At 58.4% G+C, this 23337-nt stretch carries 19 protein-coding genes; all 19 read left to right on the top strand.

The features are described 5' to 3' along the window. The first annotated feature begins 187 nt into the window (after window positions 1-187). The 19 genes from pyrH to eno all read left to right on the top strand — a co-directional run bounded on the left by pyrH (window position 188) and on the right by eno (window position 23170). Window positions 188-931 carry a UMP kinase gene (gene pyrH, locus AB7M26_RS29620; protein ID WP_003172271.1) on the top strand — a complete coding sequence of 248 codons (744 nt, stop codon included), beginning with the start codon at window positions 188-190 and terminating at the stop codon, window positions 929-931. Beyond that, the gene (gene frr / locus AB7M26_RS29615) at window positions 928-1485 is read left to right on the top strand and encodes a ribosome recycling factor (protein ID WP_007907979.1); all 558 of its coding nucleotides are present in this window, start codon (window positions 928-930) and stop codon (window positions 1483-1485) included. The genes pyrH and frr overlap by 4 nt, the downstream gene beginning before the upstream one ends. A 13-nt stretch (window positions 1486-1498) precedes the next feature. Then, on the top strand, window positions 1499-2254 hold the full coding sequence (gene uppS, locus AB7M26_RS29610; protein WP_123501156.1) for a polyprenyl diphosphate synthase: 756 nt from the start codon (window positions 1499-1501) through the stop codon (window positions 2252-2254). After that, window positions 2254-3060, top strand: coding sequence for a phosphatidate cytidylyltransferase (locus AB7M26_RS29605; RefSeq protein WP_008070328.1), 807 nt, complete (start codon window positions 2254-2256; stop codon window positions 3058-3060). The genes uppS and AB7M26_RS29605 overlap by 1 nt, the downstream gene beginning before the upstream one ends. After that, a complete protein-coding gene (gene ispC / locus AB7M26_RS29600; protein WP_123501158.1) occupies window positions 3057-4247 on the top strand; it encodes a 1-deoxy-D-xylulose-5-phosphate reductoisomerase in 1191 nt (396 codons plus the stop codon). The genes AB7M26_RS29605 and ispC overlap by 4 nt, the downstream gene beginning before the upstream one ends. A 52-nt stretch (window positions 4248-4299) precedes the next feature. Continuing rightward, complete coding sequence (gene rseP / locus AB7M26_RS29595) at window positions 4300-5652, top strand: sigma E protease regulator RseP (protein WP_123501160.1); 1353 nt, start codon at window positions 4300-4302, stop codon at window positions 5650-5652. Window positions 5653-5724: 72 nt separating this feature from the next. Continuing rightward, entirely contained in the window at window positions 5725-8100 is a 2376-nt protein-coding gene (gene bamA / locus AB7M26_RS29590; protein ID WP_123501162.1) for an outer membrane protein assembly factor BamA, read from the top strand. 45 nt (window positions 8101-8145) lie between these two features. Next, complete coding sequence (locus AB7M26_RS29585) at window positions 8146-8649, top strand: OmpH family outer membrane protein (RefSeq protein ID WP_007907155.1); 504 nt, start codon at window positions 8146-8148, stop codon at window positions 8647-8649. A gap of 3 nt (window positions 8650-8652) precedes the next feature. Beyond that, complete coding sequence (lpxD, locus tag AB7M26_RS29580; protein WP_123501164.1) at window positions 8653-9708, top strand: UDP-3-O-(3-hydroxymyristoyl)glucosamine N-acyltransferase; 1056 nt, start codon at window positions 8653-8655, stop codon at window positions 9706-9708. A gap of 108 nt (window positions 9709-9816) precedes the next feature. Continuing rightward, window positions 9817-10257 (top strand): 3-hydroxyacyl-ACP dehydratase FabZ, encoded by a 441-nt coding sequence (gene fabZ, locus AB7M26_RS29575; protein ID WP_008154051.1) that lies wholly within the window; start codon window positions 9817-9819, stop codon window positions 10255-10257. Next, on the top strand, window positions 10254-11030 hold the full coding sequence (gene lpxA, locus AB7M26_RS29570) for an acyl-ACP--UDP-N-acetylglucosamine O-acyltransferase (protein WP_063342640.1): 777 nt from the start codon (window positions 10254-10256) through the stop codon (window positions 11028-11030). Before fabZ ends, lpxA begins: the two co-directional genes overlap by 4 nt. Before the next feature lie 2 nt (window positions 11031-11032). Beyond that, window positions 11033-12160, top strand: coding sequence for a lipid-A-disaccharide synthase (gene lpxB, locus AB7M26_RS29565; protein ID WP_123501166.1), 1128 nt, complete (start codon window positions 11033-11035; stop codon window positions 12158-12160). After that, window positions 12160-12801, top strand: a complete 642-nt coding sequence (gene rnhB / locus AB7M26_RS29560; protein WP_063342641.1) for a ribonuclease HII — start codon at window positions 12160-12162, stop codon at window positions 12799-12801. Before lpxB ends, rnhB begins: the two co-directional genes overlap by 1 nt. A gap of 82 nt (window positions 12802-12883) precedes the next feature. Continuing rightward, the gene (gene dnaE / locus AB7M26_RS29555; protein WP_123501168.1) at window positions 12884-16405 is read left to right on the top strand and encodes a DNA polymerase III subunit alpha; all 3522 of its coding nucleotides are present in this window, start codon (window positions 12884-12886) and stop codon (window positions 16403-16405) included. A gap of 152 nt (window positions 16406-16557) precedes the next feature. Further along, window positions 16558-17505, top strand: a complete 948-nt coding sequence (locus tag AB7M26_RS29550; RefSeq protein WP_007907168.1) for an acetyl-CoA carboxylase carboxyltransferase subunit alpha — start codon at window positions 16558-16560, stop codon at window positions 17503-17505. Window positions 17506-17639: 134 nt separating this feature from the next. Next, window positions 17640-18968 carry a tRNA lysidine(34) synthetase TilS gene (tilS, locus tag AB7M26_RS29545; RefSeq protein ID WP_123501170.1) on the top strand — a complete coding sequence of 443 codons (1329 nt, stop codon included), beginning with the start codon at window positions 17640-17642 and terminating at the stop codon, window positions 18966-18968. A 274-nt stretch (window positions 18969-19242) separates the two neighbouring features. After that, the gene (locus tag AB7M26_RS29540) at window positions 19243-20874 is read left to right on the top strand and encodes a CTP synthase (protein ID WP_008072674.1); all 1632 of its coding nucleotides are present in this window, start codon (window positions 19243-19245) and stop codon (window positions 20872-20874) included. A gap of 5 nt (window positions 20875-20879) precedes the next feature. Further along, the gene (gene kdsA / locus AB7M26_RS29535; protein ID WP_008072675.1) at window positions 20880-21725 is read left to right on the top strand and encodes a 3-deoxy-8-phosphooctulonate synthase; all 846 of its coding nucleotides are present in this window, start codon (window positions 20880-20882) and stop codon (window positions 21723-21725) included. A gap of 155 nt (window positions 21726-21880) precedes the next feature. After that, window positions 21881-23170: a phosphopyruvate hydratase gene (gene eno / locus AB7M26_RS29530; RefSeq protein WP_123501172.1), complete on the top strand. Its 1290-nt coding sequence runs from the start codon at window positions 21881-21883 to the stop codon at window positions 23168-23170. Window positions 23171-23337 lie beyond the last annotated feature (167 nt).

Genomic DNA, 23337 nt, shown 5'->3' with positions numbered 1-23337 from the left:
GAAGAGGCTGCCCGCTCACGCGCGCAGCCTCTTTTCAGATGGGGATGCCAATTTATTTGGCTTCTCGTCGGAACTGGCTTACAAAGCCGTGTTCCGATGGCGCTGTGATAGCGTCAAGCTAGAGTGAACGCAGGCTGCAAACAGCCCGCAAAGAATTTTTTAAAATACGCCGCAGGAGAGATTCGCAATGGCTCAGCAGGGCAGTGGTTATCAGGCTCGCTATAAACGCATTCTACTCAAGCTTAGCGGCGAGGCCCTGATGGGCTCGGAAGAGTTCGGGATCGATCCGAAAGTTCTGGATCGCATGGCGCTGGAAGTTGGCCAACTGGTCGGCATCGGTGTCCAGGTTGGTCTGGTGATCGGCGGGGGTAACCTGTTTCGCGGTGCGGCGCTCAGCGCGGCCGGTATGGATCGGGTCACTGGCGACCACATGGGCATGCTGGCCACTGTGATGAACGCCCTGGCGATGCGTGATGCGCTGGAACGTGCCAATATCTCGGCCATCGTGATGTCGGCCATTTCCATGGTTGGCGTGACCGATCACTATGATCGCCGCAAAGCCATGCGCCACCTGAATGCCAAGGAAGTCGTGATTTTTGCGGCTGGTACCGGTAATCCGTTCTTCACCACGGATTCGGCAGCTTGCTTGCGTGCAATCGAAATCGACGCTGACGTCGTGCTCAAGGCAACCAAGGTCGATGGCGTTTACACGGCTGATCCATTCAAAGACCCGCATGCCGAGAAGTTCGATCATCTGACTTATGATGAAGTACTGGATCGCAAGCTGGGCGTGATGGATCTGACGGCCATTTGCCTGTGCCGCGACCACAAGATGCCGTTGCGCGTATTTAACATGAACAAGCCCGGCGCCCTGCTGAACATCGTACATGGCGGCGCTGAAGGGACTCTGATCGAGGAAGGCCAACAATGATCAACGAAATCAAGAAAGACGCTCAAGAGCGCATGAAAAAATCCGTCGAGTCGCTGGCGCACAACTTCGGTCGTATTCGTACGGGCCAGGCTCACCCAAGCATTCTTGAAGGCGTGATGGTGCCGTACTACGGCTCCGACACGCCGATCAAGCAAGTGGCGAACATCACTGTGAAAGACGCCCGTACCCTGCAAGTGGTTGCCTTTGAGCGCAACATGCTGGGTGCCGTCGACAAGGCCATCGGTAGCGCGGGTCTGAACCTCAATCCGACCAACCTCGGCGAGTTGCTGCTGATCTCCATGCCGGCCCTGACCGAAGAAACCCGTAAGGGCTTCACCAAGCAGGCTCGCGATGTCGCTGAAGATGCCCGTGTTGCGGTGCGCAACATCCGTCGTGATGCGAACAGCCAACTCAAGGATCTGGTCAAGGAAAAGGAAATCAGCGAAGACGAAGAGCGTCGCGCTACTGGCGAAATTGATGATCTGACCAAAAAGTACGTGGCTGAAATTGACGCGAATTTGGCGCAGAAAGAAAAAGACCTGATGGCCGTATAAGGGTCACGTTTTAATGGATAAGACAAAGCAGACTGCGCCGTCCGCGGTGCCGCGCCATGTCGCGATCATCATGGATGGTAATAATCGCTGGGCGAAAAAACGCTTTATGCCGGGTGTCGCCGGGCATAAAGCGGGCGTGGATGCGGTGCGTGCGGTGATCGAAGTGTGTGCCGAGGCCGGGGTCGAAGTATTGACCCTGTTCGCGTTCTCCAGCGAGAACTGGCAGCGCCCGGTAGATGAAGTCAGTGCCTTGATGGATCTGTTCTTCAAGGCATTGCGTCGCGAGGCCAAGCGCCTCAACGACAACAACATCAGTTTGCGCATCATTGGTGATCGCTCGCGTTTTCATCCGGAGCTTCAGGCCGCCATGCGCGAAGCCGAGGCGATGACTGTCGGTGCCAACCGCTTTGTCCTGCAGATCGCTGCCAACTACGGCGGTCAGTGGGATATCGCGCAAGCCGCGCAGCGTCTGGCCCGTGAAGTTCAGGCCGGGCATCTGCGTCCGGAGGACATTACCCCCGAGCTGTTGCAAACCTGTCTGGCGACCGGTGATCTGCCGTTGCCAGACTTGTGCATCCGTACCGGTGGCGAGCATCGCATCAGCAATTTCCTGCTGTGGCAGCTGGCTTACGCCGAGTTGTACTTCTCCGACCTGTTCTGGCCGGACTTCAAACACGACGCCATGCGCAATGCGCTAGCCGATTTCGCTTCTCGCCAGCGTCGCTTCGGTAAAACGAGCGAGCAGGTCGAGGCTGGAGCCCGGGTTTAATGCTTAAACAACGAATCATCACGGCACTGATTCTGCTGCCGATTGCCCTGGGCGGGTTTTTCCTGCTCGAAGGGTCCGGTTTTGCGCTGTTCATCGGGCTGGTGGTGACGCTTGGGGCGTGGGAGTGGGCGCGGTTGGCAGGTTTCGCTGCTCAGTCGATTCGCCTTGCCTATGCCGCTGTGGTCGCGTTGATGCTGTTTTTCATGCACATCCTGCCGGGGCTCGCGCCTTGGGTGTTGGGTGCTGCGGTGCTCTGGTGGGGCATGGCCACGTACCTGGTATTGACCTATCCACAGTCCAGTCAACATTGGGCCAGTGCTGCCTGCAAGCTGGTGATCGGTTTGTTGATTCTGTTACCGGCGTGGCAAGGCCTGGTGCTGATCAAGCAGCAGCCCTTGGGTAACTGGCTGATCATGGCAGTGATGGTGCTGGTCTGGGGGGCCGATATCGGTGCGTACTTTTCCGGTCGGGCCTTCGGCAAACGCAAGCTGGCGCCACAGGTTAGCCCTGGCAAAAGCTGGGAAGGCGTGTACGGCGGCTTGCTGGTGAGTCTGGTGATTACAGCAATCGTCGGTTTTGTGCGGGACTGGAGTTTCGCTCAGATGCTGATGGGGCTGTTCGGTGCCGCAATAATCGTGTTCATTTCGGTGGTGGGCGACCTCACCGAAAGCATGTTCAAGCGCCAGTCGGGGATCAAGGACAGCAGTAATCTGCTGCCTGGTCACGGCGGCGTGCTGGACCGAATAGATAGCCTGACGGCGGCGATTCCGGTATTCGCCGTGCTGCTGTGGATGGCAGCACCGTGAGCCGCCCACAACAGATTACCGTGCTGGGAGCGACCGGTTCGATTGGTCTGAGCACCCTCGACGTTATTGCCCGTCATCCCGAGCGTTATCAGGTTTTCGCCTTGAGCGGGTTCACTCGTTTGAGTGAACTGCTGGCGCTGTGTGTGCGTCATTCGCCGCGCTTTGCCGTCGTGCCGGAATCTGGCGCTGCCCGACGCTTGCAGGACGATTTGTGCGCGGCCGGTCTGTCGACCCGGGTTCTGGTAGGGGAGGAGGGCTTGTGTCAGGTCGCCTCCGATCCGCAAGTCGATGCGGTAATGGCGGCTATTGTCGGTGCGGCGGGCTTGCGTCCGACCCTGGCGGCGGTCGAGGCTGGCAAGAAGATTCTTCTGGCCAATAAAGAAGCGCTGGTGATGTCCGGTGCGCTGTTTATGCAGGCTGTGCGCAAAAGCGGTTCAGTGCTGCTGCCGATCGACAGCGAACACAACGCGATTTTCCAGTGCATGCCACAGGATTTCGCCCGTGGACTTGGCGCGGTCGGGGTGCGTCGGATTCTACTGACAGCCTCTGGCGGCCCGTTCCGGCAGACGCCCATGGCCGAACTGGCGCATGTTACTCCCGAGCAAGCGTGTGCCCACCCGAATTGGTCCATGGGGCGCAAGATTTCGGTGGATTCGGCCAGCATGATGAACAAAGGGCTCGAGCTGATCGAAGCCTGCTGGCTGTTCGATGCCACGCCGTCCCAGGTCGAAGTGGTGATTCACCCGCAGAGCGTGATTCATTCGCTGGTCGACTACATCGATGGTTCGGTATTGGCGCAGTTGGGCAATCCGGACATGCGCACGCCGATTGCCAATGCCCTGGCCTGGCCGGAACGAATCGATTCGGGTGTTGCGCCGCTGGACCTTTTTGCCATCGCTCGCCTGGATTTCCAGGCGCCCGATGAAGAGCGTTTCCCTTGCCTGCGCCTTGCGCGTCAAGCCGCCGAAGCTGGCAACAGCGCGCCGGCCATGCTCAATGCCGCAAATGAGGTGGCTGTGGCGGCCTTTCTCGACGGGCGGGTTCGCTACCTGGAAATCGCGAGTATTATCGAGGAAGTGTTGAACCTCGAGCCTGTGGTTGCAGTGAATGATCTCGAGGCAGTGTTTACGGCTGATGCGAAAGCACGGGTACTGGCCGGGCAATGGTTGAGCCATCACGGGCGATAAGTGCTGCAATACGTTGCCCCATGCAGCACTGATAGGATTGCGGAGAAAGTACATGAGCGCGCTCTATATGATTGTCGGCACCCTGGTAGCGCTGGGTGTGCTGGTCACCTTCCACGAGTTCGGCCATTTCTGGGTCGCGCGTCGCTGTGGGGTCAAAGTGCTGCGTTTCTCCGTGGGCTTTGGCATGCCGTTGTTGCGCTGGCACGACAGCAAAGGCACTGAGTTCGTCATCGCCGCCATCCCGTTGGGTGGCTACGTGAAGATGCTCGACGAGCGCGAAGGCGAGGTCCCGGCCGACCAGGTCGATCAATCCTTCAATCGCAAATCTGTCCGTCAGCGCATCGCCATCGTCGCGGCCGGCCCGATCGCCAACTTTCTATTGGCAATGGTGTTTTTCTGGGCATTGGCAATGCTGGGCAGCGAGCAGGTGCGGCCGGTTATCGGAGCGGTAGAGTCTGGCAGTATTGCTTCCAAGGCAGGTTTGAGCCCGGGCCAGGAAATCATGGCCATCGATGGCGAGCCAACCTCCGGCTGGGCCGCGGTGAACCTGCAACTGATCCGTCGTCTGGGCGAGAGCGGTGCCATTCAATTGCTGGTCCGCGAACAGGGCTCCACGGTGGACTCACCCCGTGAGCTGGTGCTGGACAAGTGGCTCAAGGGGGCCGAGGAGCCAGATCCGATTCGCTCGCTGGGCATTCGTCCTTGGCGTCCGGCGTTGCCGCCCGTCCTGGCCGAATTTGATCCGAAAGGGCCGGCGAAGGCTGCCGGCCTGAAAACGGGTGACCGCTTGTTGGCCCTTGATGGCAAGGCGCTGGACGACTGGCAGCAGGTAGTCGACATCGTCCGTATGCATCCGGATACCAAAATCATGCTGCGCGTCGAGCGCGATGGTGCTCAAATCGACGTCCCTGTGACGTTGGCCGCTCGCGGCGAGAGCAAATCGCCCAGTGGTTATCTGGGCGCCGGGGTGAAAGCGGTCGATTGGCCACCAGAGATGATTCGCGAAGTCAGTTACGGTCCGGTGGCTGCGATTGGCGAGGGTGCCCGACGCACTTGGACCATGAGTGTGCTAACCCTCGATTCGCTCAAGAAAATGTTGTTCGGTGAGCTCTCGGTAAAAAACTTGAGTGGACCGATAACCATTGCTAAAGTGGCGGGCGCTTCTGCCCAGTCGGGCGTCGCTGATTTCCTGAATTTCCTTGCTTATCTGAGTATTAGCCTGGGGGTTCTGAATTTGTTGCCCATTCCTGTACTGGATGGGGGGCATTTGTTGTTTTATCTGATCGAGTGGGCGCGTGGTCGCCCCTTGTCGGATCGGGTGCAAGGTTGGGGGATACAGATCGGTATCAGTTTGGTGGTCGGGGTGATGTTACTTGCTCTGGTTAATGATCTGGGCCGACTGTAACGCTTCGCTGAATTGCGAATCTGCCGCATTTTGCGGCAGTTTTTATTGCCAGTTGGAATAAGAAAGGACTTCATGAAACGTCTGCTGCTAACTGCGGTTCTCACCGTATTGATGATCGCCGAAGTTCACGCCGAGTCCTTCACTATCTCTGATATTCGCGTCAATGGCCTACAGCGGGTCTCCGCGGGTAGCGTCTTTGGTGCCTTGCCGTTGAACGTCGGCGAACAGGCGGATGATCGTCGCCTGGTGGAATCCACTCGTGCGTTGTTCAAAACCGGGTTCTTTCAAGATATCCAGCTGGGTCGCGATGGCAACGTCCTCGTCATCACTGTAGTCGAGCGTCCGTCGGTCGCCAGTATCGAGATCGAAGGCAACAAGGCGATCTCCACTGAAGACCTGATGAAGGGCCTCAAACAATCCGGTCTGGCCGAAGGCGAGATCTTCCAGCGCGCCACCCTTGAAGGTGTGCGTAACGAGCTGCAGCGTCAATACGTCGCTCAGGGCCGCTACTCCGCTACCGTCGATACCGAGGTGGTGCCACAGCCGCGTAACCGCGTGGGCCTGAAGGTCAACATCAACGAAGGCACCGTTGCAGCTATCCAGCACATCAACGTGGTGGGTAACACTGTTTTCCCTGATGAAGACCTCATCGACCTGTTCGAACTCAAGACCAGCAACTGGTTGTCGTTCTTCAAGAACGATGACAAGTACGCTCGTGAAAAACTCTCCGGTGACCTGGAGCGTCTGCGCTCCTACTATCTGGATCGCGGCTATATCAATATGGATATCGCTTCGACCCAGGTGTCCATCACCCCGGACAAGAAACACGTTTACATCACCGTCAACGTCAACGAAGGCGAGAAGTACACCGTTCGTGACGTCAAGCTCAGCGGTGACCTGAAAGTCCCTGAAGACCAGATCAAGTCCCTGCTGCTGGTTCAGAAAGGCCAGGTGTTCTCGCGCAAGCTGATGACCACCACGTCCGAACTGATCACCCGTCGCTTGGGTAACGAGGGTTATACCTTCGCTAACGTCAACGGCGTGCCTCAGCCTCACGATGACGATCACACGGTCGACATCACGTTCGCTGTCGATCCGGGCAAGCGTGCTTACGTGAACCGCATCAACTTCCGTGGCAACACCAAGTCCGAAGACGAAGTGTTGCGCCGTGAAATGCGTCAGATGGAAGGCGGTTGGGCTTCGACTTACCTGATCGATCAATCCAAGACACGTCTGGAACGTCTGGGCTTCTTCAAGGAAGTCAACGTCGAGACGCCGGCCGTGCCCGGTGTCGATGACCAGGTTGATGTGAACTACAGCGTTGAAGAGCAGGCGTCCGGCTCGATTACCGCCAGCGTCGGTTTCGCCCAGAGTGCCGGTCTGATCCTTGGTGGTTCGATCACCCAGAACAACTTCCTGGGTACCGGTAACAAGGTCAGCGTCGGTTTGACCCGCAGTGAATACCAGAGCCGCTATAACTTCGGTTATGTCGACCCGTACTGGACTGCTGACGGTGTGAGCCTGGGTTACAACGCTTTCTATCGCACCACCGACTATGATGACCTCGACGTCGACGTGGCCAGCTATGCCGTAGACAGCCTGGGTGCGGGCGTGAGCGTCGGCTACCCGATCAGTGAGACTTCGCGCCTGACCTTCGGCCTGACCGCGCAACAGGACAAGATCAAGACTGGCCGATACACCGTTGATGAGATTTTCGACTTCGTTAATCAGGAAGGCGACAATTACCTGAACTTCAAGGCCTCGGCCGGTTGGTCCGAGTCCACGCTGAACAAAGGTGTATTGGCGACCCGTGGTCGTTCCCAGAGCCTGACTCTGGAAGCCACCACCCCTGGCAGCGACTTGTCGTTCTTCAAGCTTGATTACCGTGGCCAGTTGTTCCAGCCATTGACTGAAAACTACACCATGCGCCTGCACACTGAACTGGGTTACGGCGATGGTTACGGTTCGACCGATGGCCTGCCGTTCTATGAAAACTACTATGCTGGTGGTTTCAACTCGGTTCGTGGCTTCAAGGACAGTACCCTTGGTCCTCGCAGTACGCCAAGTACCGGTAAAAACCCGGGCACGTCTCGAGATCCTGACCAGGATCCACTGCCATTCGGTGGTAATGTCCTGATCCAGGGCGGTGTTGAGGTTCTGTTCCCTCTGCCGTTCGTCAAGGATCAGCGCTCCCTGCGTACTTCGGTATTCTGGGACGTGGGTAACGTGTTCGACTCGACGTGCAAAGAGACCAGGAACGCTGACGGTTCGAAGTCCAATACGCAGTGCAACGACATTAGCCTGAGTAACATGGCCAGTTCCGTTGGTATCGGCGTCACATGGGTTACCGCTCTCGGTCCTTTGAGCTTCGCACTGGCGATGCCGGTCAAGAAACCGGATGACGCTGAGACTCAAGTGTTCCAATTCTCCCTCGGCCAGACGTTCTAAGCGTCTGACCCAAGATAACGACAATGGATTTTGTAGGAGTGCATCGTGCGTAAGTTGACTCAATTGGTTCTCCTGGCGACCGTACTGGTTGCAGGACCGGCTTTTGCCGACATGAAAATTGCCGTTCTGAATTATCAGATGGCACTGCTGGAATCCGACGCGGCGAAAAAATACGCCGTGGATGCCGAGAAGAAGTTTGGCCCGCAACTGACCAAGCTCAAGAGCCTGGAAAGCAGCGCCAAGGGTATCCAGGACCGTCTGATGGCTGGCGGTGACAAAATGCAACAAGGCGAGCGTGAACGTCTTGAGCTCGAATTCAAGCAAAAGGCCCGTGATTTCCAGTTCCAGTCCAAGGAACTGAACGAAGCCAAGGCCGTTGCCGACCGTGAAATGCTGAAGCAGCTCAAGCCGAAACTGGACAGCGCTGTGGAAGAAGTCATCAAGAAAGGTGCTTTTGACCTGGTCTTCGAGCGTGGCGCAGTGATTGATGTCAAGCCTCAGTACGACATCACTCGCCAGGTTATCGAGCGCATGAATCAGCTGAAGTAACCCATGACAGCGACTATAAAGCTCGGTCAGTTGGCCGAGTTCCTCGGCGCCACCTTGCGTGGCGACCCGAAGAAAGCAATTACTGGGCTAGCCACTTTGCAAGAGGCTGGCCCAGCTCAGTTGAGCTTTCTGGCAAATCCTCAATACCGTAAATACCTGGCTGACAGTCGGGCCGCAGCCGTATTGCTGAAGGCCGCTGACGCAGAAGGTTTTGCCGGTGATGCACTGGTGGTGCCGGATCCGTATCTGGCCTACGCGCGCGTTTCCCACTTGTTCGATCCCAAACCCAAGGCGCCTGCCGGTATTCACCCGACAGCGGTGGTGGCGGCGGATGCAGTGGTCGATCCAGCGGCGAGCATCGGTGCCTTTGCGGTCATCGAAAGTGCTGCGCGAATTGGCGCAGGTGTGACCGTTGGGGCTCAATGCTTCATCGGTGCGCGATGCGAAATCGGCGAGGGCGGCTGGTTGGCCCCGCGCGTCACGCTGTATCACGACGTACGCATTGGCAAACGGGTGGTGATTCAATCCGGTGCCGTGCTCGGCGGTGAAGGCTTCGGTTTTGCCAACGAGAAAGGTGTCTGGCAGAAAATCGCCCAGATCGGCGGTGTCTCGATCGGCGATGACGTGGAAATAGGCGTAAATACCGCTATCGATCGCGGCGCACTGGCCGATACCGTTATCGGCAATGGTGTGAAGCTCGACAACCAGATTCAGATCGCTCACAACGTCCAGGTCGGTGATCACACTGCCATGGCCGCCTGTGTGGGGATCTCCGGCAGCACCAAAATCGGCAAGCATTGCATGCTCGCCGGTGGCGTAGGGCTGGTGGGACATATCGAGATTTGCGACAACGTTTTCCTGACCGGGATGACCATGGTGACCCACTCGATTACCGAGCCGGGTTCCTATTCTTCCGGTACGGCGATGCAACCGGCAGCCGAATGGCGTAAAAGCGCGGCCCGTATCCGTCAGCTCGATGACATCGCGCGACGTCTGCGACAGCTGGAAAAGCGTGTAGGGGACGTGACCCCTGGCGGTAATGCTTCATCAGATGGCTGATACCATTTCCATATCAAGTGTGCACAGCCGTTAGACTGCCTCCTTGATTTGCTAGAGGAGTGCGCGTCAGTCGCGCGCTCCCAATCTTTACATAGGCTTCCCCCCGAAATGATGGACATCAACGAGATTCGCGAATACCTGCCTCACCGTTACCCGTTCCTGCTGGTGGACCGGGTCGTGGATCTGGATGTGGAAGGCAAGCGCATTCGCGCCTACAAGAATGTCAGCATCAACGAACCGTTCTTCAATGGTCACTTCCCTGCGCATCCAATCATGCCGGGCGTGTTGATCATTGAAGCGATGGCTCAGGCCGCCGGCATCCTCGGTTTCAAAATGCTCGACGTGAAGCCTGCTGACGGCACGCTTTACTACTTCGTCGGCTCCGACAAGCTGCGTTTTCGTCAGCCCGTCACTCCAGGCGATCAGTTGATCCTCGAAGCGCGCTTCATCAGCTGCAAGCGTCAGATCTGGAAGTTCGAGTGCCAGGCTTCGGTCGATGGCAAGCCAGTCTGCTCCGCTGAAATCATCTGCGCGGAACGCAAACTATGAGTTTGATTGACCCTCGCGCAATCATCGATCCGACGGCCATTCTGGCCGACGACGTCGAAGTCGGCCCTTGGTCGATTATCGGCGCTGGTGTGGAAATCGGCGAGGGGACAGTGATCGGGCCGCATGTGATTCTCAAGGGCCCGACCCGAATCGGTAAGCATAACCGCATCTACCAGTTTTCTTCGGTAGGCGAGGACACGCCCGATCTGAAATACAAGGGCGAAGAAACCCGTCTGGTCATCGGTGACCACAACGTCATCCGTGAAGGCGTGACGATTCATCGCGGGACCATTCAGGACCGTTCGGAAACGACCCTGGGCGATCACAACCTGATCATGGCCTATGCCCACATCGGTCACGACAGCGTTATCGGCAACCACTGCATCCTGGTCAACAACACCGCGTTGGCGGGCCATGTGCACGTTGAAGACTGGGCGATCCTGTCCGGTTTTACCCTGGTTCACCAGTATTGCCACATTGGTGCCCACAGCTTTTCCGGCATGGGTACTGCCATTGGCAAGGACGTTCCAGCCTACGTCACGGTATTCGGCAACCCGGCCGAAGCCCGCAGCATGAATTTCGAAGGCCTGCGTCGTCGCGGTTTCAGCGAAGATGCGATCCACGCGCTGCGTCGTGCCTACAAGGTGGTTTACCGCCAGGGCCTGACGGTCGAGCAGGCGCTTGTCGAGCTGGCCGAACCCTCGCTGCAGTTCCCGGAAGTCGCGGTGTTCCGTGACTCCATCCAGTCTTCGACCCGCGGCATCACCCGTTAATCATGGCCAATTTGCGTATTGCGCTGGTGGCGGGAGAGGCTTCCGGTGACATTCTGGGTGCGGGCCTCATGCGCGCACTCAAGGTTCAGCATCCGGCGGTCGAGTTCATCGGTGTAGGCGGTCCGCTGATGCAGGCTGAAGGCCTGACGTCGTATTTCCCGATGGAACGCCTTTCTGTCATGGGGCTGGTGGAAGTGCTGGGCCGTTTGCGCGAGCTGTTGGCACGTCGCAAGAAACTGGTCGCAGATCTGATCGCCGAGAAGCCGGACGTGTTCATCGGTATCGATGCCCCGGACTTCAACCTCAATATCGAACTCAAGCTGCGTCGGGCCGGGATCAAGACCGTGCATTACGTCAGCCCGTCGGTCTGGGCCTGGCGACAGAAGCGGGTGCTGAAGATTCGCGAAGGTTGCGACCTGATGCTGACGCTGTTCCCGTTCGAAGCTAAATTTTATGAAGAGAAGGGCGTGCCGGTGCGGTTTGTCGGCCATTCCCTGGCCGATGCGATTCCGCTTGAGGCTGATCGCGCCGCAGCGCGGGCCGAACTTGGCTTGCCTGATGGGCCGCTGGTCGCCCTGATGCCGGGTAGCCGGGGTGGTGAGGTCGGGCGCCTTGGTGCGCTGTTCCTCGACACTGCCCAGCGCGTGCGCGCCATGCGCCCGGGCGTACGGTTCGTCATGCCGTGCGCGAGCCCGCAGCGCAGGGCCCAGCTTGAAGAGCTGCTGGCCGGTCGCGATCTGCCGCTGACCTTGCTCGACGGCAAGTCCCATCTGGCCCTGGCTGCTTGCGATGCCGTGTTGATCGCTTCGGGCACGGCTACACTGGAAGCCTTGTTGTACAAGCGGCCGATGGTAGTCGCTTATCGCTTGGCACCGCTGACGTTCTGGATTCTCAAACGGATGGTGAAGAGTCCCTACGTCTCGTTGCCGAATCTGCTGGCCCAGCGCCTGCTGGTGCCGGAGTTGTTGCAGGACGATGCGACGGTTGAGGCCTTGGCCCAGACCCTGTCGCCACTGATCGAAGGTGGCCAGGAGCAGACCCGAGGCTTTGACGAAATCCACCGAACCCTGCGCTTGGACGCCTCCAATCAGGCAGCGGACGCGGTACTGAACCTGATTGGCAGAGCATAATGAGCAAAGCAAGCAAGCAGCTGGGCCTGGATTTTATGCTGGTCGATGAGGTTGTAGATCTGGTGGCGGGTGTCGATGAGGTTGGTCGCGGCCCGCTGTGCGGTGCGGTGGTGACGGCGGCAGTGATCCTCGATCCGAGCCGCCCCATCCTGGGCCTCAACGATTCCAAAAAGCTCACCGAAGCCCGTCGCGAAGCGCTTTACGACGAAATCTGCGAAAAAGCCCTGAGCTGGTATGTCGCTCGGGCTGAAGTAGAAGAAATCGACGAACTGAACATTCTTCACGCCACCATGCTGGCCATGCAGCGTGCCGTCGAGGGGCTGCACATTCAGCCGAAACTGGCGATGATCGACGGCAACCGTTGCCCGAAACTCTCGATGCGCGCCGAAGCGGTGATCCAGGGCGATGGCAAGGTGCCGGCCATTGCCGCGGCATCGATTCTGGCCAAGGTCAGCCGTGATCGAGAAATGGCGGCATTCGAACTGATTTATCCGGGTTACGGGATCGGAGGCCATAAAGGCTATCCGACACCCGTTCATCTGGAAGCGCTGGCCCGCTTGGGGCCGACCCCAATCCATCGCCGCTCGTTCGCCCCGGTACGCTTGGCGTATGAAGCGCGGGAAAACCTGATCGGGAGTTAGTCGCAGGCTGATGTTTTACTCAAGGCCCGGTACAATCCGGGCCTTGTTGTCTTCACGTTTCTAGTTTCTAGACAGGATCACTATGCCGGCTTCATTCGTTCATCTACGCCTGCACACTGAATATTCCCTGGTCGACGGTCTGGTGCGGATCAAACCGCTGGTCAAGACCCTGGTCGGCATGAACATGCCTGCCGTTGCGGTCACTGACCAGAACAACATGTGTTCCCTGGTCAAATTCTATAAAGCGGCGATGGGTGCGGGGATCAAGCCGATCTGCGGCGCCGACCTGTGGCTGTCGAACAAGGATCCGGACAACCCCTTGAGCCGGATCAGCCTGTTGGCGATGAATGCGGTGGGTTATCGCAACCTCACCGAGCTGATCTCCCGTGGCTTCATCGACGGCCAGCGCAATGGCTCGGTGATCATCGAGCGCGAGTGGGTGGCTGAAGCCAGCGAAGGCTTGATCATGCTGTCGGCGGCGAAAGAGGGCGAGATCGGTCTGGCCATGCTCAGCGGCAACCCGGACGAAGCCGAAACCCTGGCTCGCGAGTGGATGGCGGTGTTCCCGGATCGCTTCTATCTGGAAGTCCAGCGCACCAGCCGCCCCAATGACGAAGAACAACTGCACGGCGCCGTGGCGCTGGCGACGAAAATCGGCGCTCCGCTGGTGGCGACCAACGACGTGCGCTTCATCAAGCAGGAAGACTTCGAAGCCCACGAAACCCGCGTGTGCATCGGTGAGGGCCGCGCCCTCGACGATCCGCGGCGTTCGAAGAATTACAGTGATCAGCAATACCTCAAAAGCGCCGAGGAAATGGCCGAGCTGTTCAGCGACTTGCCCGAGGCGCTGGAAAACACGGTTGAGATCGCGAAACGCTGCAACATCGAGGTGAAACTGGGCAAACACTTCCTGCCCAACTTCCCGATTCCCGATGGCATGACCATTGACGAGTACTTCCGCAAGGTTTCCTTCGATGGTCTGGAAGAACGCCTCAGCGTTCTGCTGCCCAAGGACACCACCGAAGACTACGAAGCCAAACGTCAGGTCTATGTCGACCGGCTGAATTTCGAGCTGGATATCATCATCCAGATGGGCTTCCCCGGTTACTTCCTGATCGTGATGGACTTTATCCAGTGGGCCAAGAGCAACGGCGTGCCGGTCGGTCCGGGTCGTGGGTCGGGTGCCGGGTCGCTGGTGGCTTATGTGCAGAAAATCACCGACCTCGACCCGCTGGAATATGACCTGCTGTTCGAACGTTTCCTTAACCCGGAACGGGTTTCCATGCCCGACTTCGACGTCGACTTCTGCATGGACGGCCGTGACCGGGTGATCGATTACGTGGCCGAGAAATACGGCCGTAACGCGGTGAGCCAGATCATCACCTTCGGTTCCATGGCGGCGAAAGCGGTAGTCCGTGACGTGGCGCGGGTGCAGGGCAAGTCCTACGGTTTGGCGGATCGTCTGTCGAAGATGATTCCGTTCGAAGTTGGCATGACCCTGGAAAAAGCCTACGAGCAGGAAGAAATCCTGCGCGACTTCATCAAGGTCGATGAAGAGGCTGCGGAAATCTGGGAGATGGCGCGCAAGCTTGAAGGCGTTGTGCGTAACGTCGGCAAGCACGCCGGTGGTGTGGTAATCGCGCCGACCAAGCTGACCGACTTCTCGCCGATTTATTGCGACGAAGCGGGCGATGGCCTGGTAACCCAGTTCGACAAGGACGACGTAGAGGCTGCCGGTCTGGTGAAGTTCGACTTCCTGGGCCTTCGGACCCTGACGGTCATCGACTGGGCGCTGAAAACCATCAACCGCGATCGCGCCAAGGTCAACGAGCCACCGCTGGATATCGCGTTCATTCCGCTGGACGACAAACCGACCTACACGCTACTGCAAAAAGCTGAAACCACCGCGGTGTTCCAGCTCGAGTCGCGCGGCATGAAAGAGCTGATCAAAAAGCTCAAGCCCGACTGCCTGGAAGACTTGATCGCACTGGTGGCCCTGTTCCGTCCGGGCCCGTTGCAATCGGGCATGGTGGACGACTTCATCAACCGTAAGCACGGTCGCGCGGAGCTCGCCTACCCGCACTCGGATTACCAGTACGAAGGCCTCAAGCCAGTCCTGGCGCCGACTTACGGCATCATCCTGTATCAGGAACAGGTGATGCAGATTGCCCAGGTCATGGCCGGTTACACCCTTGGCGGTGCAGACATGCTGCGTCGAGCCATGGGTAAGAAAAAACCCGAGGAAATGGCCAAGCAACGTGGCGGTTTCATTGAAGGTTGCGCCACCAACAATATCGACGCCGACCTGGCCGGTAACATCTTCGACCTGGTAGAAAAATTCGCCGGTTACGGCTTCAACAAATCCCACTCCGCCGCGTATGGCCTGGTGTCGTACCAGACTGCGTGGCTGAAAACCCACTACCCGGCGCCGTTCATGGCCGCGGTACTGTCGGCGGATATGCACAACACCGACAAGGTCGTGACCTTGATCGAAGAAATTCGCACCATGAAGCTGCGTCTCGACGCGCCGGATGTGAATACTTCGGAGTTCAAGTTTACGGTGAATGACGAAGGCCGCATTATTTATGGCCTCGGCGCAATCAAGGGTGTGGGCGAGGGACCGGTGGAAGCGATCACCGAGGCGCGTCAGGACGGACCGTTCAAGGATCTGTTCGATTTCTGCGCCCGTGTCGATCTCAAGCGGATCAACAAGCGCACCCTGGACGGTTTGATCCGCAGCGGCGCGCTGGATCGTCTGGGCCCGTATTTCCATGACGAACCCAAAGCCTATCAAGCCAGCATCGACCAGAACCGCGCGGTCTTGTTGAACGCGATGGAAGGGGCGATCAAGGCTGCCGAACAAACCGCGCGCACCCACGACAGTGGTCACGCCGACCTGTTTGGCGGGCTGTTCGTCGAGGACGACGCCGACGTCTATGCCAATCATCGCAAGGCCAAGGAACTGACCCTCAAGGAACGCCTGAAAGGGGAGAAAGACACCCTGGGCCTGTACCTGACCGGTCACCCGATCGACGAATACGAAGGCGAGATCCGTCGCTTCGCCCGTCAGCGCATTATCGACCTGAAGCCTGCTCGCGATACCCAGACAGTCGCGGGCATGATCATCGCCCTGCGGGTGATGAAGAATAAAAAGGGCGACAAGATGGGTTTCATCACCCTCGACGACCGCTCCGGGCGGATCGAAGCCTCGCTGTTCGCCGACGCCTTCCATTCCGCGCAGTCGCTGTTGCAGACCGACGCGATGGTGGTGGTCGAAGGCGAAGTCAGCAATGACGACTTCTCTGGCGGCCTGCGGTTGCGGGTCAAGCGCGTGATGAGCATGGAAGATGCGCGCACCAACCTGGCTGAAAGCCTGCGCCTGAAATTGCACACCAAGGATTTGAAAGGCGATCAGCTACGCTGGCTGGGTGAGCTGTTCAAGCGCCACCGCGGCGCGTGCCCGATCACCATGGAGTACACCAGTCCCGATGCGAAGGCCTTGTTGCAGTTCGGCGAGACCTGGCGGATCGACCCGGCGGATGCCTTGATTCAAGCCCTGCGTGACCAGTTCGGGCGAGACAACGTCTTCCTCCAATACCGTTGACGGTCAGGTGCCATTCCTTGCCATTGGAACGCGCCTGATCCCGACCCAAATTTTTAATCTCGACCTGAACGCGCCTGTCCCTTAAGGTAGGGCGCGAATAGACAACCGGCCGGCCCAAGCTCTCTTGGAAGGTCGACCCAAGACGGACGCCTATGAACCCGAATTTTCTAGATTTCGAACAGCCGATCGCCGACCTGCAAGCCAAGATCGAAGAGTTGCGCTTGGTCGGTAATGACAATTCGCTGAATATCGGCGATGAGATCTCCCGCCTGCAGGACAAGAGCAGCACGCTGACCGAAGACATCTTCGGCAAGCTGACTAGCTGGCAGATCGCACGTCTGGCGCGTCACCCGAAACGTCCGTATACCCTGGACTACATCGAACACATCTTCACCGAGTTCGACGAACTGCACGGCGACCGTCACTTCTCCGACGACGCTGCCATCGTAGGTGGTGTTGCCCGTCTGGATGATCAGCCGGTGATGATCATCGGTCACCAGAAAGGCCGCGAAGTGCGCGAGAAGGTTCGCCGCAACTTCGGCATGCCGCGTCCGGAAGGCTACCGCAAGGCGTGCCGTCTGATGGAAATGGCCGAACGCTTCAAAATGCCGATCCTGACCTTCATCGACACTCCGGGTGCTTACCCTGGTATCGACGCCGAAGAGCGCAACCAGAGCGAAGCGATTGCCTGGAACCTGCGCGTCATGGCTCGTCTGAAAACCCCAATCATCGCCACCGTGATCGGTGAGGGTGGTTCCGGTGGTGCATTGGCGATCGGCGTCTGCGACCAGCTGAACATGCTGCAGTACTCGACCTATGCAGTGATTTCGCCGGAAGGTTGCGCTTCGATTCTGTGGAAAACTTCCGAGAAAGCCCCGGATGCAGCTGAAGCCATGGGCATCACTGCCGAGCGTCTGAAGGGCCTGGGCATTGTCGATAAAGTGATCGGCGAGCCATTGGGCGGCGCTCATCGTGATCCGGCCGCTGCGGCTGCCTCGATCCGCGCCGAGCTGAGCTCGCAACTGGCGATGTTGAAGAAGTTCGATAACAAGGCGCTGTTGGCCCGTCGTTACGAGCGTCTGATGAGCTACGGTCTCTGATCTGACCTCGGCTTTAATAATGTGGGAGCGGGCTTGCTCGCGAAAGCGGTATAACAGTCGACTGATGTGTTGAATGTTGAACCGCCTTCGCGAGCAAGCCCGCTCCCACATTTGATTTGTGCGAAGTGATCGATATGAGTCAGCCCACGATTGATTTGCCTGCCAGACTCTTGCTGAATCTTGCACCGTGGCGCAACGCCACAACCTGGCGCATCGCGTTCTCCGGTGGTCTCGACTCCACCGTCCTGCTGCACCTTCTCGCGCACCTTGCGAAAACCCAATCCCTGCCGGCGCTGACCGCCATCCATGTCCACCACGGCCTCCAGGCTGCGGCTGATGCGTGGCCGGAACATTGTCAGTCGGTTTGTGATGCGCTGGGAGTGCCGCTAGAGGTCGTGCGGGTTCAGGTTGAATCGGGCGCCAGCCTTGAGCGCGCGGCGCGGGATGCGCGTTATGGCGCCTTCATCGCGGCGACTCACGTCGGTGACGTGCTGCTCACGGGCCAACACCGCGACGATCAGGCGGAAACCCTGTTGTTTCGGCTGATGCGTGGGGCAGGGGTGAGAGGGTTGTCGGGAATGCCGAGCGAGCGTTCTTTGGGGCGCGGGCATCTGCTGCGACCCTTGCTCGACGTCGCTCGCGCCGAGCTTGAGGCCTACGCGACTGAATATCAGTTGAGCTGGATCGAGGATCCGTCGAACCAGGACCACCAGTTCTCGCGCAATTATCTGCGTCATCAAGTGTTCCCGGTGTTGACTGCGCGCTGGCCGCAAGCGGTGGCGACCATGGCACGCAGCGCTGCGCATCTGAGCGAAGCGCAAGAACTACTCGACGAATTGGCGCAAATCGATCTGGCCCATGCCACCACGGTCAGCGATTTCGATTGGCTGGGTTTGCCGTCGCTGGCGCTGGCACCACTGGAAAAACTGTCTGATGCGCGTCAGCGCAATGCGCTAAGTCATTGGCTCAAACCGCTGACGACTTTGCCGGACAGTGACCATTGGTCGGGTTGGGAAAATTTGCGTGATGCGACCGGCGATGCGCGTCCGGTCTGGCGGCTGGCGGCGGGTGAATTGCATCGCGCGGGTAGGCGTGTCTGGTGGTTGTCGGGTGGCTGGCTGCGCACTCCGCCATCCCCGGTGTCTTGGGCTGAGCCCTCGGTATCACTGGCGTTGCCGGATAACGGTGTACTTACGTTCACCGGTCAGATCCCCGTTGGCCCGCTGCAGATCCGCTATCGTGAGGGAGGCGAGGTGATGAACCTGCCCGATCGCGGCCACCGTGACTTGAAGCGTTTACTCAACGAAAGCGGTGTGCCGGGCTTCGCCCGTGGCAGATTGCCGCTGGTCTACAGAGACCAGCAATTGCTGGCGGTGGCGAACCTGCGGGGGCTAAATGGCGGTGAGCAAGATGGCTGGTATTCGCATTGGCAGCCGCAGATCGAAGATCAAGGTTTGAGCTGAAAGGGGCTTTCCGGTAGACTACGCTCCCTTCTTGATACAACTTCTGTGGATTCGCCTGAATCGCAGGAGTTGCCGATTACCAAGCAGTCTTTGCTGGGCGATTCCAAAAAATGTGTAGCGAGCAACCTACCGGTGTTTCACCTGCCGGTCTGTCCCAACGCGGCGGTTTTTTTGAAAGATGCACTGTGATTAATGCAGGTGATCGGGGGCTTCGGCCTTCCTTCGCTTTCCCCGGCGGCTCGGACCGCTTTAACGCAGACTTCTAGGGTTTTTCATGACGCGCTACATATTCGTCACGGGCGGTGTTGTTTCTTCATTGGGGAAAGGCATTGCCTCGGCTTCATTGGCGGCCATCCTGGAGGCGCGGGGACTTAAGGTCACCATGCTGAAGCTGGACCCGTACATCAACGTTGACCCGGGCACCATGAGCCCGTTCCAGCACGGTGAAGTGTTCGTCACCCACGACGGCGCCGAGACCGACCTGGACCTGGGCCACTACGAGCGGTTCATCCGCACGACCATGACCCAGAACAACAACTTCACCACCGGCCGTGTCTACGAACACGTCCTGCGCAAAGAGCGCCGTGGTGATTACCTGGGCGCAACCATTCAGGTGATCCCGCACATCACCGACGAAATCAAGCGCCGGATCATCAAGGGCGCCGGCGATGCCGACGTGGCCATGGTCGAGATCGGTGGCACCGTGGGTGACATCGAATCGCAACCGTTCCTCGAAGCGATCCGTCAATTGCGTTTCGAAGTCGGCGCCAAGCGCGCGATGCTGATGCACCTGACGCTGGTGCCGTACATCGCCACTGCCGGCGAAACCAAAACCAAGCCGACTCAGCACTCGGTCAAGGAACTGCGTTCCATTGGCCTGCAGCCAGACGTGCTGGTGTGCCGTTCCGATCACCCGATCGATATCTCTTCGCGTCGCAAGATCGCGCAGTTCACCAACGTTGAAGAACGTGCGGTGATCGCGCTGGAAGACGCCGACACCATCTACAAGATCCCGGGCATTCTGCACTCCCAGGGCCTGGATGATTTCGTCGTCGAGCGTTTCGGCCTGCAATGCGACAGCGCCGATCTGTCCGAGTGGGAAGCGGTGGTGGATGCCAAGCTGAACCCGGAGCACGAAGTCACCATCGCGATGGTCGGCAAGTACATGGAACTGCTGGACGCCTACAAGTCGCTGATCGAAGCGATGAGTCACGCCGGCATCAGCAACCGCACCAAGGTCAACCTGCGCTACATCGATTCCGAAGACATCGAAAACCAGGGCACCGCGCTGCTGGAAGGCGTCGACGCGATTCTGGTACCGGGTGGCTTTGGTCTGCGTGGCGTTGAAGGCAAGATCACTGCCGTTCAATACGCTCGTGAAAACAAGATTCCGTACCTGGGCATCTGCCTGGGCATGCAAGTGGCCGTTATCGAGTTCGCTCGTAACGTCATGGGCTGGAAAGACGCCAACTCCACCGAGTTCGATCGCACCAGCGGTCACCCGGTCGTGGGGCTGATCACCGAGTGGGAAGATGCCACCGGCGCAGTCGAAACCCGTACCGAAACCTCCGATCTGGGCGGCACCATGCGCCTTGGCGCTCAGGATTGCCTGCTTGAGCCAGGTTCCCTGGTGCACGATTGCTATGCAAAGGACGTGATCGTCGAACGTCACCGTCATCGCTACGAAGTGAACAACAACCTGCTGCCGCAAATCATCGAGGCCGGTCTGAAAATCTCCGGTCGTTCCGGTGATGGCGCGCTGGTTGAAGTGGTCGAAGCACCGGATCATCCATGGTTCGTCGCTTGCCAGTTCCACCCTGAGTTCACCTCGACACCGCGCGACGGTCACCCGTTGTTCAGCGGCTTCGTCAAAGCCGCTTTGGCCCAACACCAGAAGAAGGCGTAAACCCGATGGCACAGAAGATCATCCGCGTAGGCAACATCGAAATTGCCAACGACAAGCCAATGGTGCTGTTCGGTGGCATGAACGTGCTGGAAAGCCGCGACATGGCGATGCAGGTCTGCGAAGAGTACGTAAAGGTCACCGAAAAACTCGGTATCCCTTACGTGTTCAAGGCCAGTTTCGACAAGGCGAACCGTTCTTCTGTGACCTCTTACCGTGGCCCCGGCCTGGAAGAGGGCATGCGGATTTTCCAGGACATCAAGCAAGCCTTTGGTGTGCCGGTCATCACCGACGTCCACGAGCCTGATCAGGCCGCGGTCGTCGCTGAAGTCTGCGACATCATCCAGTTGCCGGCCTTCCTGTCGCGCCAGACCGACCTCGTGGTCGCGATGGCCAAGACCGGCGCGGTGATCAACATCAAGAAAGCCCAGTTCCTCGCGCCTCAGGAAATGAAGCACATCCTGAACAAATGCGTAGAAGCCGGTAACGATCAGTTGATCCTCTGCGAGCGTGGTTCGAGCTTCGGCTACAACAACCTGGTCGTCGACATGCTTGGCTTCGGCATCATGAAGCAGTTCGAATACCCGGTGTTCTTTGACGTGACCCACGCGCTGCAAATGCCTGGCGGTCGCTCCGATTCAGCCGGCGGTCGTCGTGCCCAGGTCACCGACCTGGCCAAGGCCGGCATGAGCCAGTCGCTGGCCGGCCTGTTCCTCGAAGCGCACCCGGACCCGGACAACGCCAAATGCGACGGCCCTTGCGCCTTGCGTCTGGACAAACTGGAACCCTTCCTGGCCCAGCTCAAGGCACTGGACGAATTGGTTAAAAGTTTTCCGACAGTAGAAACCGCGTAAACCCCGATTCTCCGGTAAAGTACTGCACGGTTTAACGCTCAGGCCCTCGGGCTTGAGCCTTATCGTCCGCAAGCCTGCCCCTTGTCTGTCACTTGCCGACGATAAAGATTTCCTTCAGCTGCGTCGTTTTCGTCAACTTTGGAGTGTTCACAACAATGGCAAAAATCGTCGACATCAAAGGTCGTGAAGTTCTCGACTCCCGTGGCAATCCCACTGTGGAAGCAGATGTGCTTCTCGATAACGGCATCATCGGCAGCGCTTGCGCGCCATCCGGTGCTTCCACTGGCTCGCGTGAAGCACTCGAGCTGCGTGATGGCGACAAGAGCCGTTACCTGGGCAAAGGCGTTCTGAAAGCCGTCGCCAACATCAATGGCCCGATCCGCGACCTGTTGCTGGGTGCAGACCCAAGCGACCAGAAAGCGCTGGATCACGCGATGATCAAGCTGGACGGCACCGAAAACAAAGCGACCCTGGGCGCCAACGCGATCCTCGCCGTTTCCCTGGCCGCGGCCAAGGCAGCCGCTCAGGACCAGGACCTGCCGCTGTACGCTCACATCGCCAACCTGAACGGCACCCCGGGTGTTTACTCGATGCCGGTTCCGATGATGAACATCATCAACGGTGGCGAGCACGCCGATAACAACGTCGACATCCAGGAATTCATGGTTCAGCCAGTTGGCGCCAAGTCTTTCTCGGAAGGTCTGCGTATGGGCACCGAGATTTTCCATCACCTCAAAGCTGTACTGAAGGCTCGTGGCCTGAGCACTGCCGTCGGTGACGAAGGTGGTTTCGCGCCGAACCTGGCCTCCAACGAAGACGCTTTGAAAGTGATCTCCGAAGCCGTGGCCAATGCCGGTTACACGCTGGGCACCGACGTGACCCTGGCTCTGGACTGCGCAGCCAGCGAATTCTACGAAGACGGCAAGTACAACCTGTCCGGCGAAGGCCAGGTGTTCACCGCTGAAGGTTTCGCCGATTACCTGAAAGGCCTGACCGAGCGTTACCCGATCATCTCCATCGAAGACGGTCTGGACGAGTCCGACTGGGCAGGCTGGAAAATCCTCACCGACAAAATCGGCGAGAAGACTCAGCTGGTAGGCGACGATCTGTTCGTGACCAACACCAAGATCCTGAAAGAAGGCATCGATAAAAAGATCGCCAACTCGATCCTGATCAAGTTCAACCAGATCGGCACCCTGACCGAAACCCTGGAAGCGATCCAGATGGCCAAGGCCGCTGGTTACACCGCCGTCATCTCGCACCGCTCCGGCGAAACCGAAGATTCGACCATTGCCGACCTGGCTGTGGGCACTGCGGCTGGCCAGATCAAGACCGGCTCCCTGTGCCGTTCCGACCGTGTTTCCAAGTACAACCAACTGCTGCGTATCGAAGAGCAGTTGAATGGCAAAGCCAAGTACAACGGCCGTAGCGAATTCCGCGGCTGAGTAGCAAAGAGTAAAAAAGACACCGGATTGTGTCGAAAAATCGCGACAGCGATGAATTTGCCACTAATCTGATGCCTTATTAGCACAAGCCTGGTTCTTCCAGGCTTCGTGCTATCAGAAGCTTCAAAGTTATGGCATGGCTGTCTTTTTTCACTGGATACCTGATA

Source organism: Pseudomonas sp. F-14 TE3482 (genome assembly GCF_053629455.1).
Note: the sequence above shows the minus strand (reverse complement) of the source record. Positions and strands in the feature narration are given on the sequence as shown.